General features: G+C 72.5%; 17 protein-coding genes. 9 read left to right on the top strand and 8 right to left on the bottom strand.

Going from position 1 to position 16,205, the window contains the following annotated elements; all coding sequences use genetic code 11:
• Positions 1-59 precede the first annotated feature (59 nt).
• Positions 60-707 carry a phosphatidylserine decarboxylase gene (locus AC5677_RS31420; RefSeq protein WP_497191251.1) on the top strand — a complete coding sequence of 216 codons (648 nt, stop codon included), beginning with the start codon at positions 60-62 and terminating at the stop codon, positions 705-707.
• A complete protein-coding gene (locus AC5677_RS31415) occupies positions 694-1,551 on the top strand; it encodes a CDP-alcohol phosphatidyltransferase family protein (RefSeq protein WP_497191250.1) in 858 nt (285 codons plus the stop codon). The genes AC5677_RS31420 and AC5677_RS31415 overlap by 14 nt, the downstream gene beginning before the upstream one ends.
• Positions 1,552-1,631: 80 nt before the next feature.
• Here the strand turns inward: AC5677_RS31415 and AC5677_RS31410 are convergent, their stop codons facing one another.
• Entirely contained in the window at positions 1,632-2,756 is a 1,125-nt protein-coding gene (locus AC5677_RS31410) for a glycerate kinase (RefSeq protein WP_497196832.1), read from the bottom strand.
• A gap of 186 nt (positions 2,757-2,942) precedes the next feature.
• On the opposite strand from AC5677_RS31410, the gene AC5677_RS31405 reads away from it, so the two are divergent.
• The 4 genes from AC5677_RS31405 to AC5677_RS31390 all read left to right on the top strand — a co-directional run bounded on the left by AC5677_RS31405 (position 2,943) and on the right by AC5677_RS31390 (position 5,326).
• Entirely contained in the window at positions 2,943-3,449 is a 507-nt protein-coding gene (locus AC5677_RS31405) for an NUDIX domain-containing protein (RefSeq protein WP_497196831.1), read from the top strand.
• 46 nt (positions 3,450-3,495) lie between these two features.
• Positions 3,496-4,323 carry a nucleotidyltransferase domain-containing protein gene (locus tag AC5677_RS31400; protein WP_497191249.1) on the top strand — a complete coding sequence of 276 codons (828 nt, stop codon included), beginning with the start codon at positions 3,496-3,498 and terminating at the stop codon, positions 4,321-4,323.
• Between the two features lie 153 nt (positions 4,324-4,476).
• Positions 4,477-4,914: a hypothetical protein gene (locus tag AC5677_RS31395; protein WP_497191248.1), complete on the top strand. Its 438-nt coding sequence runs from the start codon at positions 4,477-4,479 to the stop codon at positions 4,912-4,914.
• 103 nt (positions 4,915-5,017) lie between these two features.
• Positions 5,018-5,326, top strand: coding sequence for a hypothetical protein (locus AC5677_RS31390; protein WP_497191247.1), 309 nt, complete (start codon positions 5,018-5,020; stop codon positions 5,324-5,326).
• A 68-nt stretch (positions 5,327-5,394) separates the two neighbouring features.
• On the opposite strand, the gene AC5677_RS31385 is transcribed toward AC5677_RS31390, so the two are convergent.
• The 4 genes from AC5677_RS31385 to AC5677_RS31370 form a co-directional block, all read right to left on the bottom strand.
• Positions 5,395-5,943 (bottom strand): methylated-DNA--[protein]-cysteine S-methyltransferase, encoded by a 549-nt coding sequence (locus AC5677_RS31385; RefSeq protein WP_497191246.1) that lies wholly within the window; start codon positions 5,941-5,943, stop codon positions 5,395-5,397.
• A gap of 10 nt (positions 5,944-5,953) precedes the next feature.
• Positions 5,954-7,429, bottom strand: coding sequence for an AlkA N-terminal domain-containing protein (locus tag AC5677_RS31380; RefSeq protein WP_497191245.1), 1,476 nt, complete (start codon positions 7,427-7,429; stop codon positions 5,954-5,956).
• Positions 7,430-7,517: 88 nt separating this feature from the next.
• Positions 7,518-8,477, bottom strand: a complete 960-nt coding sequence (gene pip, locus AC5677_RS31375) for a prolyl aminopeptidase (RefSeq protein ID WP_497191244.1) — start codon at positions 8,475-8,477, stop codon at positions 7,518-7,520.
• A gap of 40 nt (positions 8,478-8,517) precedes the next feature.
• The gene (locus AC5677_RS31370) at positions 8,518-9,357 is read right to left on the bottom strand and encodes a DUF1963 domain-containing protein (protein WP_497191243.1); all 840 of its coding nucleotides are present in this window, start codon (positions 9,355-9,357) and stop codon (positions 8,518-8,520) included.
• A 139-nt stretch (positions 9,358-9,496) separates the two neighbouring features.
• Here AC5677_RS31370 and AC5677_RS31365 point away from each other — a divergent pair, with 139 nt between their 5' ends.
• Entirely contained in the window at positions 9,497-9,985 is a 489-nt protein-coding gene (locus AC5677_RS31365) for a peptidylprolyl isomerase (RefSeq protein WP_497191242.1), read from the top strand.
• A 177-nt stretch (positions 9,986-10,162) separates the two neighbouring features.
• Here the strand turns inward: AC5677_RS31365 and AC5677_RS31360 are convergent, their stop codons facing one another.
• The 3 genes from AC5677_RS31360 to leuC form a co-directional block, all read right to left on the bottom strand.
• Positions 10,163-11,023 (bottom strand): ArsR/SmtB family transcription factor, encoded by an 861-nt coding sequence (locus AC5677_RS31360; protein WP_497191241.1) that lies wholly within the window; start codon positions 11,021-11,023, stop codon positions 10,163-10,165.
• A 311-nt stretch (positions 11,024-11,334) separates the two neighbouring features.
• Positions 11,335-11,940: a 3-isopropylmalate dehydratase small subunit gene (gene leuD, locus AC5677_RS31355; protein WP_497191240.1), complete on the bottom strand. Its 606-nt coding sequence runs from the start codon at positions 11,938-11,940 to the stop codon at positions 11,335-11,337.
• A gap of 111 nt (positions 11,941-12,051) precedes the next feature.
• On the bottom strand, positions 12,052-13,509 hold the full coding sequence (leuC, locus tag AC5677_RS31350) for a 3-isopropylmalate dehydratase large subunit (protein WP_497191239.1): 1,458 nt from the start codon (positions 13,507-13,509) through the stop codon (positions 12,052-12,054).
• Between the two features lie 309 nt (positions 13,510-13,818).
• On the opposite strand from leuC, the gene AC5677_RS31345 reads away from it, so the two are divergent.
• Together AC5677_RS31345 and AC5677_RS31340 are read left to right on the top strand one after the other, a co-directional pair.
• Positions 13,819-14,982, top strand: coding sequence for an alpha/beta hydrolase (locus AC5677_RS31345; protein ID WP_497196830.1), 1,164 nt, complete (start codon positions 13,819-13,821; stop codon positions 14,980-14,982).
• The gene (locus AC5677_RS31340; protein WP_497191238.1) at positions 14,969-16,198 is read left to right on the top strand and encodes an acyltransferase family protein; all 1,230 of its coding nucleotides are present in this window, start codon (positions 14,969-14,971) and stop codon (positions 16,196-16,198) included. The genes AC5677_RS31345 and AC5677_RS31340 overlap by 14 nt, the downstream gene beginning before the upstream one ends.
• The last annotated feature ends 7 nt before the right edge of the window (positions 16,199-16,205 follow it).

Below are 16,205 nucleotides of genomic sequence, written 5' to 3'. Positions count from 1 at the left end.
CCCGGAAAGCCGCCGTCCCCCGTATCCCTACGCGGCATCCTCCGCTACGAAGGTCATCCATGCCCCACAGCCAATCCTCTGCACCTCGCGGTCGCGTCCGCCTCGCGCGCGGAGCGTCGCCGTGGCTCCTCCCGACCGTGGCAACGGCAGCGGTCAGCCTGGCCCGCTCCCGTCGCTCGGGACGCTGGGCCGCCGTCGCCGTGCCCACCACCGCTCTCGCGGCGGGCATGCTGTGGTTCTTCCGCGACCCCGAGCGCGAGATCGCTCAGGGCCGCGTCATCTCTCCGGCCGACGGCGTGGTGCAGAGCATCATGCCGTGGAAGGACGGGCGCACCCGCGTCGCGATCTTCATGAGCCCGCTGAATGTCCATGTCAACCGTGCGCCCCTGGCCGGCACGGTGACGTCCGTGGAGCACATCCCCGGCGGATTCGTCCCGGCGTTCAACAAGGAGAGCGAAAACAACGAGCGGGTCGTCTGGCACTTCGACACCGAGCTCGGCGACATCGAGATGGTGCAGATCGCCGGCGCGGTGGCCCGCCGCATCGTCCCCTACGTGCCCCAGGGCACGAAGGTCGAGCAGGGCGAGCGCATCGGACTGATCCGGTTCGGCTCGCGCGTCGACGTCTACCTCCCGGAGGGCGTCGAGCCGGCCGTCGAGGTCGGCCAGGCCACGACCGCGGGGGTGACTCGCCTTGACCGTGATTGATCCTGAAACACAGGCAGGCTGGGCGCCCGAGACCGAGGAGGACGGGGACGACATGCCGCTGTCCACGCGGCTGTCGATAGCGGACACCCTCACTCTCGGCAACGCCATCTGCGGCTTCATGGCCGTGTACTTCACCACCACCGGCGTCCTCATCCCGCATCTGACCGGGACCGAGGACGGCGGGATGGCGCGGCACAGCGCCGCGGTGGCCGTGATCCTGATGCTGATGGCGTCGGTCTTCGACCTCTTCGACGGTCTGGTCGCGCGCAAGCTGCGGGCCTCGGCGATGGGGGCCGAGCTCGACAACCTCTCCGACCTGATCAGCTTCGGGCTGGCGCCCGCGTACTTCGTGGTGACCTGGGGCATGGTCGCGGTGCCCGCCTCGGGCGCCAACCAGCGGGTGTCGGTGGTGGCGGCGGTGGTGGTGCTGCTGGCGGTGGTGCTGCGGCTGGCGCGGTTCTCCTGCGTCACGCTGCGCGACGGCATCTTCCAGGGCATGCCGAGCCCCTTCGGCGCCCTGACCGTCGTCGCCATCGTGCTGCTGGAGCTGCCGTTCCTGCCGACGCTGCTGGCGATCATCGGGGTGGCCTGGCTGATGGTGAGCCGGGTCGAGTACCCCAAGCCGCGGGGCCGGCTCGCGGTGGCGATGCTCAGCTGGATCGTCCTCAGCATGGGCATGCTGGCGGCCTGGGCGCTGGACGCCCCCGGCGGCCAGCTGCTGCTGTGGACCGGCTGCTCCCTCCAGGTGGTCCTGGGCGCGATGATCCCGCTGTTCGCGACGGCCCGGAGGGTGAACACCTTCCGCGACAATCGCCGCGAGTCGCGGGCCGCACAGCTTCCCTAGCGGGGACGGATACGAGAAGGCCGAGAGCCCCGGGCGATGATCGCCCGGGGCTCTCGGCCTTTGTCGCGTCCGTCCGCGGCTCAGACCAGGAAGTCGCGGGCCAGGCTCTCCGCCGCCCGCTCCAGCAGCGGACCGGCCTCGGCCATGGAACGGGCCGGGTCGGGCTCCAGATCCGTCAGGGCGTAGGCGCGGCTGATACCGGCCGCGCCGAGGGCCTCCTGGGACAGCTGGAGCCGCCCGCAGACCGCGGCGACCTCGATGCCCGCCGCACGGGCCGCGGCGGCGACACCGGCCGGCGCCTTGCCGTGCAGCGTCTGCTCGTCCAGCGAGCCCTCGCCGGTGATCACGAACGTGGCCTTCGCCAGCGCCGGCGCGAAGCCGAGCACATCGAGCATCACGTCGATACCGGGCCGGAAGGCCGCGTCCAGGCCGACCAGCGCGCCGTAGCCGATACCGCCCGCCGCGCCCGCACCGGGCGCCAGGGCGTGCTCGGCGGCCTTCGGGCCGACGGCGGCCTCCAGCACCTCGGCGTAGTGCGCCAGGGCCGCGTCCAGCGTGGCCACGTCCGCCTCACTGGCGCCCTTCTGCGGGCCGTAGACCGCGGGGGCGCCCTTGGGGCCCGTGAGCGGGTTGTCGACGTCGCTGGCGAGCACGATGTCCGTTGCGGCCAGCCGGGGGTCGAGGCCCGACAGATCGGCCGTGGCGAGCTCCGCCAGCGGGCCGCCGCCGGGGGCGACCGGCTTGCCCTGTGCGTCCAGGAACCGCGCCCCGAGCGCCGCGAGCATGCCCGCGCCGCCGTCGGTCGTCGCGCTGCCGCCGACCCCGAAGACGATCGAGGTCGCGCCCGCGTCGAGGGCCGCCAGCAGCAGCTCCCCGGTGCCGTACGTGGTGGCCGTCAAGGGTGCGAAAACACCCTGCGGAAGATGCTGCAGGCCGGAGGCCTCCGCCATCTCCACCACGGCCGTACCGTCCTCGCGCAGCGCGAAGGTGGCCGTCACCGGCTCGCCGGTGGGGCCCATGACCCGCGCCTCATGGCGGGCGAAACCGGCCGCGAGCGCTGCCGCAACCGTGCCGTCGCCGCCGTCCGCGACCGGGATGGCCGCCACGTCCAGGTCGGGGACCACGCGCCGCAGACCGGCCGTGACGTGCTCGGCGACCTCTACGGCCGTGAGCGAACCCTTGAACTTGTCCGCGGCGATCAGCACCTGTCCGGTGTGTGTCCTTGCTGCGTCCGCCACCGTGTTTCCCCTTGCTTTCGAACTGGCAGTCGCGCCGCTGTGACCTTATCCGGCGAGGGGGCCCCGCGAACAGGGCATCTCGCTCCGTAGGACCCGGCCCGCATCCTTCGCCGCGGCGCCGCCGCCATCCTCTAGGCTCGCGCCGTGACGACCATGGATTACGCCACCTACATCGCCGGTCTGCCCCGCATCCTCTCGGGGGCGGGCACCCTCCTCCGTGACGTCGAGGGCCGCATCCTCCTGGTGGAGCCCAATTACCGCGACACCTGGAACCTGCCCGGCGGAACCATCGAATCGGACAGCGGCGAGTCGCCCCGCCAGGCCGCCCGCCGCGAGACCGCCGAGGAGATCGGCCTGGATGTCGAGGTGGGCGCGCTGCTCGCCGTCGACTGGGCGCGCGGGGAGGGGCGGCCGCCGCTGGTGTCGTACCTCTTCGACGGCGGGGTGCTGGACGAGGCGCAGATCGCCGCCATCCGGCTCCAGGAGGACGAGCTGCTGTCGTGGCGGCTGGTGCACTGGGGCGAGGCCGAGAAGCTGCTGAACGACGAGATGCGGCTGCGGGTCCGCGCCGCGCTGGACGTGCTGGCCGACGGGCGCGGGCCGGCGGAGCTGGAGGACGGGCTGCCGCCCAAGGGGGCCGCGCGGCACGGTGCCGTGTGAAAAACCCCGTGGTGCGGGGAGGACGTCCGGTCCTAGGGTGACCGCCATGGACGATCTTCAGCGGATGGCGGACATCGCCGCAAGGACCTTACGGGTACCGGGAGTTGTGGGCGTGATGCTCGGCGGGAGCCGGGCCCGGGGGACGCATCGGGCGGACTCCGACTGGGATCTTGGCGTCTACTACCGCGGAGAGCCCGATCTGGCGGCGCTGGAATCGCTGGCCGCCGCGGTGACCGGCGGCCCCGTCGAGGTGTACGGGCCGGGCGCCTGGGGCGCCTGGGTGAACGGCGGGGCCTGGCTCGTCCTGCCCGACGGCAGCCATGTGGACTGGATCCTGCGGGACGTGGACCGCGTGCGGCGGGTGTGGCAGGACTGCCGCGCCGGCCGCTTCGAGACCGGGATGCAGGCCGGTCATCCGCTGGGCTTCTGGTCCCCGGGGTATCCGGGCGAGGTGGCGCTGGGGCAGGTGCTCGCCGACACCGACGGCGAGCTGGCGCGGCTCAAGGAGGAGACCCGGCACTATCCCGAGGCCCTGCGCACGTCACTGACCGACGGCGCACTGTGGGACGCGGGGTTCTCGGCGGCGATGGCGGCCAAGTCGTGCGGGGCCGGAGACGCGCTGCATGTGTCCCTGTGCCTGTCCCGGGCCGTCGGCGACCTCGTCCAGGCGCTGCACGCACAGCACGGCGTCTGGTGCCTCAACGAAAAGGGCGCCCTCGCGGCGGCCGCCGCCCTTCCCGGCACACCGCCCGGCTTCGCCGCCCGGGCCACCGCCCTGCTCGGCCAACTCGGCACTACGGCCGAGGAGTTGCGGCGGTCGTTGGCGGAGGCGGAACGACTGGTGGAGGACGTGCGGGCGGCCGTCGCCGCCTGAGGCGGAGCCGTCGCCCGCGGGCAACCGAGCGACGGTGGGACATATGCGCGAACACATGCCCGGATCAGGGGGAAATATCGCCTCTTTTGGCCTCTCTGGGGCATCCGGCGCGTTTCCTGGGGAATCCCTCGCGGAGAGCGTGGGGAGAAGCGCATGCGCGACACCGTCGGCCGTGGCCGCTCCGCGGATGCGGGCGGCGTGCGCGGTCTGCTGCTCGTCGCACTGCTGGCGCTGGTGCAGGCCGCGCTCGTCATCGGCGCCTGCCATCTGCCGTCCTCCCAGGCGAACCACTGTCTTGCCCACGCCCCTGCCGCCGCCACGGCGAGCATGTCGGTGGCGCACTGCGTCGGCGACGCGCCCGAGCTGACGTCGGCCGGCGGCAGAAAGCACCATCCGGGCAGCGGCGGCCGACGCGGGAGCGAGGCGTCGGCCTGCCCACTGCGCCATCAGATCCCCACGGGGACCTGCGGCAAGGCCATCGGGGGCACGCCCCTGGGCACCGTTGCCGCGGCCTCGGGGGGCGCCTCTCCCGGAGCCGTGCACGCCGCCGTCGGCGCACCTCCCGAGCGGACGGTCGTCCTGCGCTGCTGATCCGGACCGGCCGATGGGTCCGCCCACGTTCTTCCGCCCTCGGGTGAGGGGCGGCCTCGGCCTGCCGTCATCAGCTCCCACCTTCTCAGCGCAGGAGATCGGCATGCCCCTCGACGTCTTCGCCGCTCTCGGCGCGCTCGTACGCGCCGAAGCCGCACGCAACGGAAAGAACCCCACCGGAAAGAACCGCACCGGAAAGGCCTTCGCAGAAGGGACCCGTACCGGAAAACCCGCCATCCCCAGGCCAGGCGGCAGCCCCGCGCCGGAACACACCGGCGTTCAAGGGCCGGGCGGCCCGGAGGAGGCGCCGGACGATGCGGCCCCTGAGGGGAGCCCCTCCCCCGCGCCGCCCGTCGCCCGCAGGAGCCTGCTGTCCCGGGTGTGGCGGAAGCTGACCGCGGTCTTCCGTTAGCCGGTCGGTGCCGCAGCCCCGCACCCGCGCGGCTGCGGCACCTGCCACGTGCCGGCGCGGGCACCGCGTCAGCCGCATTCCTCCACCGGGAACAGCGCGCTCTCCGTCCGCTCGAAATCCAGCAGCCGGCGCTTGCGGTCCAGGCCGCCGCCGTAGCCGGTGAGGCTGCCGTTGGCGCCCACGACGCGATGGCACGGCACGATGATGCCCACCGGATTCCGGCCGTTGGCGAGGCCGACCGCGCGGGCCGCGCTCGGGGCACCGAGCTGTTCGGCGAGCCGTCCGTAGCTGACCGTCTCGCCGTACGGGATGGTGCACAGCGCGGCCCAGACCCGCCGCTGGAAGGGCGTGCCGCGCAGTGCGAGCGGCAGGTCGAAGGTGGTCAACTCGCCGCGGAAGTAGGCCTGGAGCTGGGCGATGGTCTCGGCGAACGGTGGGTCGTCCGGGTCCGCGGGGGCGCCGAAGGTCTCCTGGGGCGGGCGGTGGCGCTGGTCGGTCATATAGAGGCCGGTGAGGGCGTCGCCGAGGGCGACGAGGGTGAGCGGGCCCACCGGGGTGCCGGCCAGAACGGTGTGGGTGAGCGGGGCGGCCTGCCGGCCGGATGCGTGAACGGTCATGGCGGTGGGCTCAGTTCGTGGGGAGGCGGTTGATGGGGTGGTCGTCGGTCGCCCAGAGGTACTGGACGGCGTAGGCGCGCCAGGGGCGCCAGACGGACGAGTGGCGGATGAGGGCCGCCGGGGTGGCGGGCAGCCCGAGGCCGGCGGCGGCCCGGCGCAGTCCGAGATCGGTCGGTGTGAAGGCATCGGGGTCGCCGAGCGCGCGCATGGCGACGACCTCGACGGTCCAGGGACCGATGCCGGGCAGCGCCGCGAGCCGGGCGCGGGCCGCCTCCCGGTCGCTGCCGACGCCGAGCTGCAGCGCGCCGGAGGCGAGGGCGTCGATGAGGCCGGTGAGGGTGGCCCGGCGGGTACGCGGCATCGCCAGGGACGCGGGGTCGAGTGCGGCGAGCGCGGAGGTGGACGGGAAGAGGTGGGTGAGGCCGCCGCCGGGGTCGTCGATCTTCTCGCCGTGCGCGACGACCAGCCGCCCGGCGTGCGTACGGGCCGCGGCGGTGGAGACCTGCTGGCCTAGTACGGCGCGGACCGCGAACTCCTCGGCGTCGACGGTGCGCGGCACCCGGCGGCCGGGCGCCTTGTCGACCAGCTCGGCCAGCAGCGGGTCCGCGCGGAGCAGCCCGTCGACGGCCTCCGGGTCCGCGTCGAGGTCCAGCATCCGCCGGCAGCGGGCGATGGCACCCGCGAGATCGCGCAGGTCCGTGAGGGCGAGGCGGCAGTCGATGTGCTCGGGGCGGGGTGACAGGGCGACGATGCCGTGGCCGTAGGGGAGGCTGAGGGTGCGGCGGTAGGCGCCGTCGCGCCATTCCTCGACGCCGGGGACGGCGGTGGCCGCGAGGTGCCCGAAGAGGTTGTCCGGGTTCAGCGGCCGGCGGAACGGCAGCCGCAGCGAGAGGGTGCCGGGCACCGCCGCGGCGTCGCCGCCTGGCCGGGCGCGCTCGCGCAGTGCGGTCGGGGAGAGCGCGAAGACCTCGCGTACCGTCTCGTTGAAGGTACGGATGCTGGCGAACCCGGCGGCGAAGGCGACATCGGCCATCGGCACCGCGGTGGTCTCCACCAGCAGCCGGGCGGTCTGGGCGCGCTGCGCGCGGGCCAGGGCGAGCGGTCCCGCGCCGAGCTCGGCCAGCAGCTGGCGTTCGATCTGGCGGGTGCTGTAGCCGAGGCGGGCGGCGAGTCCGGGGACGCCCTCGCGGTCGACGACGCCGTCGGCGATCAGCCGCATCGCCCGCGCGACCAGGTCGGCCCGCTCGTCCCATTGCGGCGACCCCGGGCTGGCGTCCGGGCGGCACCGCTTGCAGGCCCGGAACCCGGATTGCTGGGCGGCCGCCGCGCTCGGGTAGAAGCGCATGTTCTCGGGCTTGGGCGGCACGACGGGGCAGCTGGGCCGGCAGTAGATTCCGGTCGTCAGGACGGCGGTGTAGAACCATCCGTCGAAGCGGGCGTCCTTGGACTGCACGGCGCGCAGACAGCGCTCGGTGTCGGTGTGCATGCCTTCAAGGATTGCTCAGCCGGTGGGGCCTGGCTGGCGAGAATCCGACATCAGCGTCGGGCTACCAGGGCCGGTACGAACGACTGTTTCAGGCACCGGCGAACCGGTCGAGCGCCCCCGTCACCTCCGCGGCCATCGTCGCGCTGCCCTTGTGCCCCGCGTCGTCGATCATGATCAGCCGGGCATCGGGCCAGGCGCGCGCCAGCTGCCAGGCGGTGTCCGGCGGGCTGCCGAGGTCGTGACGGCCGTGGAGGAGCACCCCGGGGATACCCTTCAGCCGCCCGGCGTCCCGGAGGAGCGCGCCCTCCTCGAGCCAGGCCCCGTGCGAGAAGTAGTGCGAGCAGATCCGGACCAGGGCCAGCCGGGCGGCGGACGGCCGGTCGCCATAGGGGCGGGCCGCGCCGTTCGGCTCCAGCGAGAGCACCGCGTCCTCCCAGGCGCACCAGTCGGCGGTGGCCTGCTCCCGTACGGCCGGGTCGGGGTCGGCCGCCCTGCGCGCATACGCCGCCACGATGTCCCCGTCCCGGCCCGCTTCGGGCGCCCCGGCGGCGAAGCGCTCCCATTCCTCGGGGAAGAAGCGCCCGACGCCGCGGTAGAGCCAGTCGGTCTCCGAGCGGCAGGTGGTGGTGACGCCGGGGATGACGATCTCCGAGACCCGCTCCGGGTGGCGTTCCGCGTACGCCAGGATCAGCGTCGAGCCCCATGACCCGCCGAACAGCAGCCAGCGTTCGATGCCCAGGTGCGCGCGCAACTGCTCCATGTCCGCCAGCAGATGACCCGTCGTGTTGTGCCGCATATCGGTGGCGGGATCGCTCGCGTGGGGGGTGCTGCGGCCGCAGCCCCGCTGGTCGAAGAGCACGATCCGGTAGCGGTCGGGGTCGAAGTACTGCCGTGCCCGGGGCCGGCACCCCGAGCCCGGTCCGCCGTGGACGACGAGCGCGGGTTTGCCGTGCGGATTGCCGCAGGCCTCCCAGTGGACGAGGTTGCCGTCGCCGACGTCGAGCATGCCCGTCTCGTACGGTGCGATCGGCGGGTAGTGGTCAGGCATGGCCGGGCCTCCGGGCGGTCGGGGGTCGAGGGGTTGGTGGTCACCAGATGTCCGGGGTCGGGACCGCTCGGCTGAAGTCGCCGGCGCGCAGCGCCTCGGTGGGGATCGACCAGTGCATCCAGCCGCCGTCGCCGCCGATGCGCCATTCGTCCTGTCCGGACAGCTGGAGCAGGTGGTGGTAGAGGTTCGGGTCCTCGCCGGACGGCAGGGACGGCGAGCTTCCCGTCGGGAATTCCGGTCGGCCGAAGGCGATGTCCGAGGCGTCGAGCGCGCCCGGCCGTTGCGGCCACTCGGTGAGGAGATCCTCGACGTACATGCCGGGCATGGCTCTGGCGAGGTCGTCGGCCTCGGGTCCCAGGTCGAGGGTGTCCCAGGCCGGGTCCCAGGGGTCGGGGAAGGCGAACCCGGGTGACGCGGCCCACGCGACCGGTGCGAAGACGGTCGACCGGGCGGGCGGGGGCGTCTCGACGGCCTGCCCGGAACGGGCCGCGATCACCTTCCCCACCTGCGGGTCGTCGCTGCCGAACGCGAGCAACAGCTTGCCCGCGGCGGGGTCGCTCTGCTCGGTGTCGCTGTCCAGGTAGAAGAAGTTGAGCAGGCCCGTCCCGGCCGGGAGGAGGTCACCGAGCCAGGGGGCCAGGGCGTCGGTGTCGAGGACGGCGAGGAGACTCAGCGGAAAGCCCTTGCAGAGCGGCCAGGGCGTGCCCGGTTCGAGCATCGCGGGGCCGCCGAACCGGCTGTGACCGGCGGCCTCGCCCGGCCCGGCCTTCGTGAGCGCGAAGCCGGGCCGGACGAGGTCGACGCAGCGGGCGGCGAGCTCCGCGCCGAGGCGTTCGACGCAATAACCACGCAGGGCGGTGAGTGTGGTCTCCGGGTCCATGCGGGCATTCAAACACCCGCCTCTGACAGGCGGGAGCGGTTCGGCACCAGGGGCCGGATCGTCGTGCGCGGAGGGCCGTGGGGGCAAATGGCGGCAGCCCGTTTTCTCGCATGGGGGGCCGGGATGTGAGGATGCCGTCATGAGCAACGTGTTTTTCGACATCACCATCAACGACCAGCCCGCCGGGCGCATCGTCTTCAAGCTGTACGACGACGTCGTACCCGAGACCGCCCGCAACTTCCGGGAGCTCGCCACGGGCCAGCACGGCTTCGGCTACGAGGGCTCCGGCTTCCACCGGGTCATCCCCGAGTTCATGCTCCAGGGCGGCGACTTCACCCGGGGTGACGGCACCGGCGGCAAGAGCATCTACGGCGAGAAGTTCGCCGACGAGAACTTCAAGCTGAAGCACACCAAGCCGGGCCTGCTCTCCATGGCCAACGCCGGGAAGAACACCAACGGCTCGCAGTTCTTCATCACCACGATCGTCACGAGCTGGCTGGACGGCAAGCACGTCGTCTTCGGCGAGGTCGTCGAGGGCATGGACGTCGTGAAGACGATCGAGGCGCAGGGCTCGCAGAGCGGCAAGACCAAGTCGACGATCAAGATCGCGAAGTCGGGCACCGTCTAAAAACCGGGCACCCGTCCAACGGCCGGTAGCCGGACGGCACCCCGCGCCAGATCCTCCGCCATCGCCTCGGCCCGGCGGAGGATCTGCGCCGTTCGGGGTGCCTGTCCGCTCCCCCGCCCGGCGGGTGGGGCCGCGCCGGCTCGCACGGGCCCCGGGAAGCGGAAGGCGCCAGGCCGGTCAGGCCAGCTCGCCGTGGAGGAGGGCGCCGCCGAGGGGCGTCAGGGTGTGCTGGACCTTGTTGAAGGTACGCACGGTGGTGATCAGGCCCGCCGCGCGCAGCACCGAGGTGTGCTGGCTGGCGGCGGCGGAGGAGATGCCGACGCGTTCGCCGACCTCGGTGGTCGTACGGCTTCGGGTCAGGCTTTCCAGTACGGCCGCCCGGGTGCGGCCCACCAGGGCGTGCAGGGCGTGGTCGGCGCCCTCTTTGGGATCCCAGAGGGATTCCGCCCAGTCGGCGTTCACGGGGGTCGGGTAGATCAGGGTCGCCGGGCGGCCGTCGCCGCCCTCGTCCAAGAGCACCGGCGGGCGGCCCGCGAGGAAGAGGGACGGGACCAGGATCAGTCCGCAGGCCTCCAGCTTCACGTCGTCGCCGGTGCCCGGGATTTCCAGCACCGGCGGGGTCCAGCCGATGGCCGGGTGGAGGGTGGCGAGCAGTTTGCCCACGCCGTCGCTGAGCATGATCTGGCCGCGTGCGGTGCGGTCGGCGTTCAGCGCCTTGGCGATGGCGGTCCAGTAGGGGGCCACCGCGATGGCGTGGAATTCCTCGAGGTCGCGGACGACCTGCGGCCGGTTGGCCCGGACGGCCCGGTCGGCGCCGCCCGGTGTGCCGTTGCCGTCGCGCCGCAGTATCTGGCTCATATCCGGTAACGGCCGCACGATCTGCGCGAGTTTCACCAGCGCGCGGATATTCCCCGAACCGCCTATCTGTTTGCGCCACGGTTTGAAAACCGGTCCGCCGCCGCCCACGCTCAGCATTTCCAGCGCGAAGAGGGCCTCGCGTAACTGGCTGACCTCGGGCGAAACTCTGGTTCTTGACAAGCTTTCTGACGTAAAGTATATGCGACGCATACTCCCCCGCAGGATCCGTGCGCATCGTCAAACCGGTCTCGTTTTCACCGGCGACTAGCCGCCCCACCGCCCAACTCGCAAGTCCATTCGACGCTATCACGAGTCCTTGGTTGGCATTCGTAAACGCTTGGAATTGCCGTGATGGCCGGTAGTGGTCCTTGACCGGGCCCTGGCAGTCCGTAGCGGTACCCATGGTGCGTCGGGGACGAAAGTTCCGACAGGGGGGCGCGCACGCCTATGAAGGTTCAGCTGACTGAACCTTGACGGACCGTCGGGCCCCGTCAGCTGCCCGGGCGCAGCGTGGGCAGCCAGTCGGGGCGGCCCGCCTCATACTCCGCGATCAGCGAGTCGCGCTGCAATGTGGCCGAAATAGCATCATGCCCCTGGAGGAGAAGCTGCCGGGCGCGCTCGTTCACTGTGAAGTCCCAGCCACTCTCCGCCATCAGCAGCCGGCAATTCACAAGGTCGACGGTGAGCTCCAGGCCCGGGTCCCGCTCCACCGCATTCATGATGAGTTCCACCACCGCAGGCGGCTGGTCGACCGGCAGCAATCCGTTGTTCATCGCATTGCGCTGGAAAATGTCACCGAATCCGGTGGCGATGACGACGGTGAATCCGCCGTCCTTCAGCGCCCATACGGCATGTTCCCGGGAGCTGCCGATACCGAAGTTACGGCCCGCCACGAGTATCCCGGCGCCGTGGTGCACCGGACGGTCCAGAACAAAGTCCGGCTCCTGGCGCCAGCGCGCGAACAAAGCGTCCGCGTAGCCGGTTTTCGTCACTCGCTTGCAGAATTCCGCCGGGACGATCTGATCGGTGTCGATGTTGTCCCGGCGCAGTGCCACCGCGCGCCCGGTATAGGCGTCAAAGGGCTTGAGGTTGGTCATCTGGGGGTTCCGTTCCTTCGATGGGCCGGGGACGCGTCCTGGGGTCTGTCCGGTGGGTCAGGGTCGGAAAAGGCCGCCGCGGACCCGGCCATGACCCACCGGACAGACCCCCTACCGGAGCAGGTCCGACGGGGCGGCGAGGCGGCCGGCCACGGCGGTCGCGGCGGCCACGGACGGCGAGACGAGATGGGTGCGGGCCTGCGCGCCCTGGCGGCCCTCGTAGTTGCGGTTCGAGGTCGAGGCGCAGCGTTCGGCGCCGCGCAGCCGGTCGGCGTTCATGCCCAGGCACATCGAGCAGCCGGGCAGCCGCCATTCGCCGCCCGCGGCGGTGATCACGTCGTGCAGGCCCTCGTCCTCGGCCTGGGTGCGTACCTGTGCGGATCCCGGGACGACGATCAGCCGGGTGCCGTCGGCGACCGTGCGGCCCCGCAGCACGCCGGCGGCGGCCCGCAGGTCCTCGATCCGGCCGTTGGTGCAGGAGCCGAGGAAGACCACGTCGATGGACAGATCGCGCAGGGCCGTGCCCGGGGTCAGGTCCATGTAGTCCAGGGCGCGGCGGGCCGCCTGGCGCGCCTGGGCGTCGGCCAGTTCGTCGGGGTCCGGCACCACGCCGCCGACGGGGGCGACCTGGCTGGGGTTGGTGCCCCAGGTGACGAGCGGGGTGAGGTCCGATACGTCCAGGGTCACCGTGCGGTCGAAGACGGCGCCCGGGTCGGTGTGCAGGGTGCGCCAGTGGGCCAGGGCGGCGTCCCACTGCGCGCCCTGGGGGGCGTAGGGGCGGCCGGCCAGGTAGGCGAAGGTGGTGTCGTCGGGGGCGATCAGACCCGCGCGGGCGCCGGCCTCGATGGTCATGTTGCACAGCGTCATCCGGGCCTCCATCGAGAGCCCGCGGACGATCTCGCCCCGGTACTCGATCATGTGGCCGCGGCCGCCGTTCGTACCGATCTCGGCGATCAGCGCCAGGATGAGGTCCTTGGCGCCCACCTCGGGCGGCAGGGTGCCGGTGAACTCCACCGCCATGGTCCGGGGCCGGTCGATCGCCAGGCACTGGGTGGCCAGCACATGTTCGACGTCGCTGGTGCCGATGCCGAAGGCGAGGGCGCCCAGCGCGCCGTGGGTGGAGGTGTGGCTGTCGCCGCAGACCACCGTCATCCCCGGCTGGACCAGCCCCAGTTGGGGGCCGACGACATGGACGATGCCCTGGCGGCGGTGGCCCATCCGGTAGAGCTCGACGCCGTGTGCGGCGCAGTTGGCGCGCAGGGTGTCGAGCTGGGTGCGGCTGACCGGGTCGTGGATCTCGCTGGTGTCGGTGGGGACGTTGTGGTCCTCCAGCGCGAGCGTCAGCTCGGGGCGGCGTACGCGCCGTCCGGCGAGCCGCAGGCCGTCGAAGGCCTGCGGGGAGGTGGCCTCGTGGGTGAGGTGCAGATCGACGTAGAGCAGGTCCGGCTCGTGCGGTGCCCGGTGAACGACTCGGCTTTCCCACAGCTTTTCGGCGACCGTTCTCGGCTCGGCGGCCGTGCCCGGCGCGGTGGTCCTCGTCGGGTCGGCGGTCGTTCTCGGGATGCTCATCGGATTCCCTCGGCCCCAGTTCCTTCGGATGGTGGGCTTCGTCGGACGGCGGTTCCGGCCGGCTGCCGGGGCGGTCGGCCGACGAATTCCCCGAAGGGTTTCATCGGGCATCGGCACCGGCCAGGGCATTAAGCCGAGGCCGAATGTTCCAGGTAGCCGTACCCCGTGCGGCGGCAGGCCCCAGGGCGCGAAGTACAGCCAGCCCTACCGCGGTTGGCCTGCTGCCGTCACTGTTTTCCGGCCTTTTCCCCAGCAGCATGAAAAGTGGCCGGGCCGTGGGCGTCCGGACGGAGAAGGGACGTGACCGAAATGCTGCGCAAGAGGCGGCTGGCCCAGGCGATCGGGCTGGTCCTCATCTCCGTTCTCGGGACCGGCGGCTGGGGCGTGGAGAGCGTCCAGCGGGCCGTCACCACCCCGCCGCCGGGCGCCGCGTCCTGGCGCGCGGACCACTCCCTGGGCCGGTCGCTGCCCGATCCGGCGACCGCCTCCCCCGCCGCCGTCGCCCGTTTCTTCGCGTCCTTGACCGACGCTCAGCAGCGGGAGTTGGTACGGCGGCATCCGCTCACCGTCGGAAATCTGGACGGCGCTCCCGTTCCGCTGCGCTACCGGGCCAATTTCCTTGCCATAAAGGCGGAGAAGGCGGCGCTGGAACGGTCGGGTCCGACCGCACCGCAGGAGGGGAAAAGCGCGGCCCGGTACGCCGAATTGCTCCGGCCCGGCCGGCAGATTCTCGCCTTTGATCCGCGCGGGCGCGGCCAAATCGCGGAGGTGTACGGGAATCTGGAGACGGCGCGGCGTACGGCGGTCGTGGTGCCCGGTTCCGATATCGACCTCGGGTCGTTCGACCGCGCCCAGGACCCCTATGGCACACCGTCGCGCATGGCGCGGGCGCTGCACGCCAAGATGACCGAAAACGCCCCCGCCACGCCGACCGCGGTGATCGCCTGGGCCGGCTATACGACGCCGGTCGGCCTGGGCCCGGACGCCGTCACCGGCCGCCTGGCCGAGGCCGGGGCGCCCCGGCTGAACCGGCTCCTGGCCGGCCTCCAGGCCACCGGCTCCCCCGCGCCCACCGTGCTGTGCCACAGCTACGGCTCGGTCGTGTGCGGCGTGGCCGCGCCGGACATGGCCCACGGTGCCGCCTCCGACCTGGTCTTCCTCGGCAGCCCCGGGACGCGCGCCGACTCCGCGGCCGCACTGGGCACCACCGCCCGGGTATGGGCCGCCCGGGACGCCACCGACTGGATCGGCAACGTGCCGCATCTGCGGCTGCTGGGCCTGGGCCACGGCACGGACCCCACCGATCCCGCGTACGGAGCGCGCCGCGTCTCCGCCGACCGGGCCGAGGGACACACCGGCTATTTCGTCCCCGGCACCGATTCGCTCGACAACTTCGCCGACATCGTCCTCGGCGCCTACTCCGCCGTCCGCTGCGCCGCCGATGACCAGGAGTGCCGTCATGACCTCGGCTGATCTGCTCGCCCCCGTACGCCGGATGATCGGGACGACCGACGCGCGTACGCCCGCCGACCGCGACCGTGCCATCGACGGTCTGCGCGCCCTCGCGCTGCTGTCCGTGCCGACCGGCCACTGGCTGCTCGGCGGCTTCACCCGCGATGCGGAGGGCGCGCTGCACAACGCCAGTCCGCTCACCGCACTGTCCTTCCTGGCGCCGCTGAGCTGGGTGCTGCAGATGCTCGGCATCTTCTTCCTGGTCGGCGGTTATGCGTCGGTGCTGTCGTACCGGCGCGCCACCGGCCGGGGCGAGTCACCGGCCCGGTGGCTGCGCGGGCGGCTCGCCCGCCTGGGGCGTCCGGTGCTCGGGGTGACGGCCGTCTGGGCCGCCCTGCTGCCCCTTCTGTTCGCGGCGGGCGTTCCGGCGGCCACCTTGCGGACCGGGGCGACGCTGGTCATCCAGCCGCTGTGGTTCGTCGGCGTCTATGCGGGTGTCACGGCGCTGACCCCGTACTGCGTGCGGGCCGCGCGGCGGCTGGGTGCGGCTTCCGCGGCGCCGCTCCTGGGCTGCGTGGCCGTGGTGGACTTTCTGCGCTACGGACCGTACGCCGATGCCATGCCGTCCTGGCTGAGCCTGCTCAACCTCCTCCCCGGCTGGCTGTTCGCCTACCAACTCGGCGTCGCCTGGGGCGAGAAGAGGCTCGGCCGGCGCGCGGCGTGGGTGCTGCTGCTCGGCGGCGCCGCGCTGTTCGCGCTGCTGCTGCTCGCGTTCCACTACCCCGCCAGCATGGTCGGCGTCCCCGGCCAGGACCGCACCAACTCCCATCCGCCGTCGCTGCTCGTCCTGGCGCTGGCCGCCGCGCAGTCCGGCGCCGCCCTCCTCCTCCGGGACCGCCTCGCGAAGCTGCTGCGCCGCCCCGCCCTCTGGGCGCCCGTCGTCCTGGTCAACCTCTCGGCGATGACGATCTTCTGCTGGCACCAGACGGCGATGCTCGCCGCCGCCGTGCCGAGCTCCTTCTTCGGCACGGTGCCGGGCCTGACGACCGTCCCCGACAGCCTTCCCTGGATCGCGGCCCGGCTGGCGTGGCTGCCGCTGTTCGCGGTGGCGCTGATCCTCATCGGGCGGTCCGCCCGCCGGTTCGAGGCTCCCTGGACGGGGGTGACCCGGGTTCGCCGGGCCGTTGCCGCGCTGCTCGCCGCCGGGTTCGCGGTCTACACGGTCGCGGGGTGGTGAACGGGCG

The sequence above is a fragment of the Streptomyces sp. JLSY215 genome (assembly GCF_059682825.1).
Note: the sequence above shows the minus strand (reverse complement) of the source record. Positions and strands in the feature narration are given on the sequence as shown.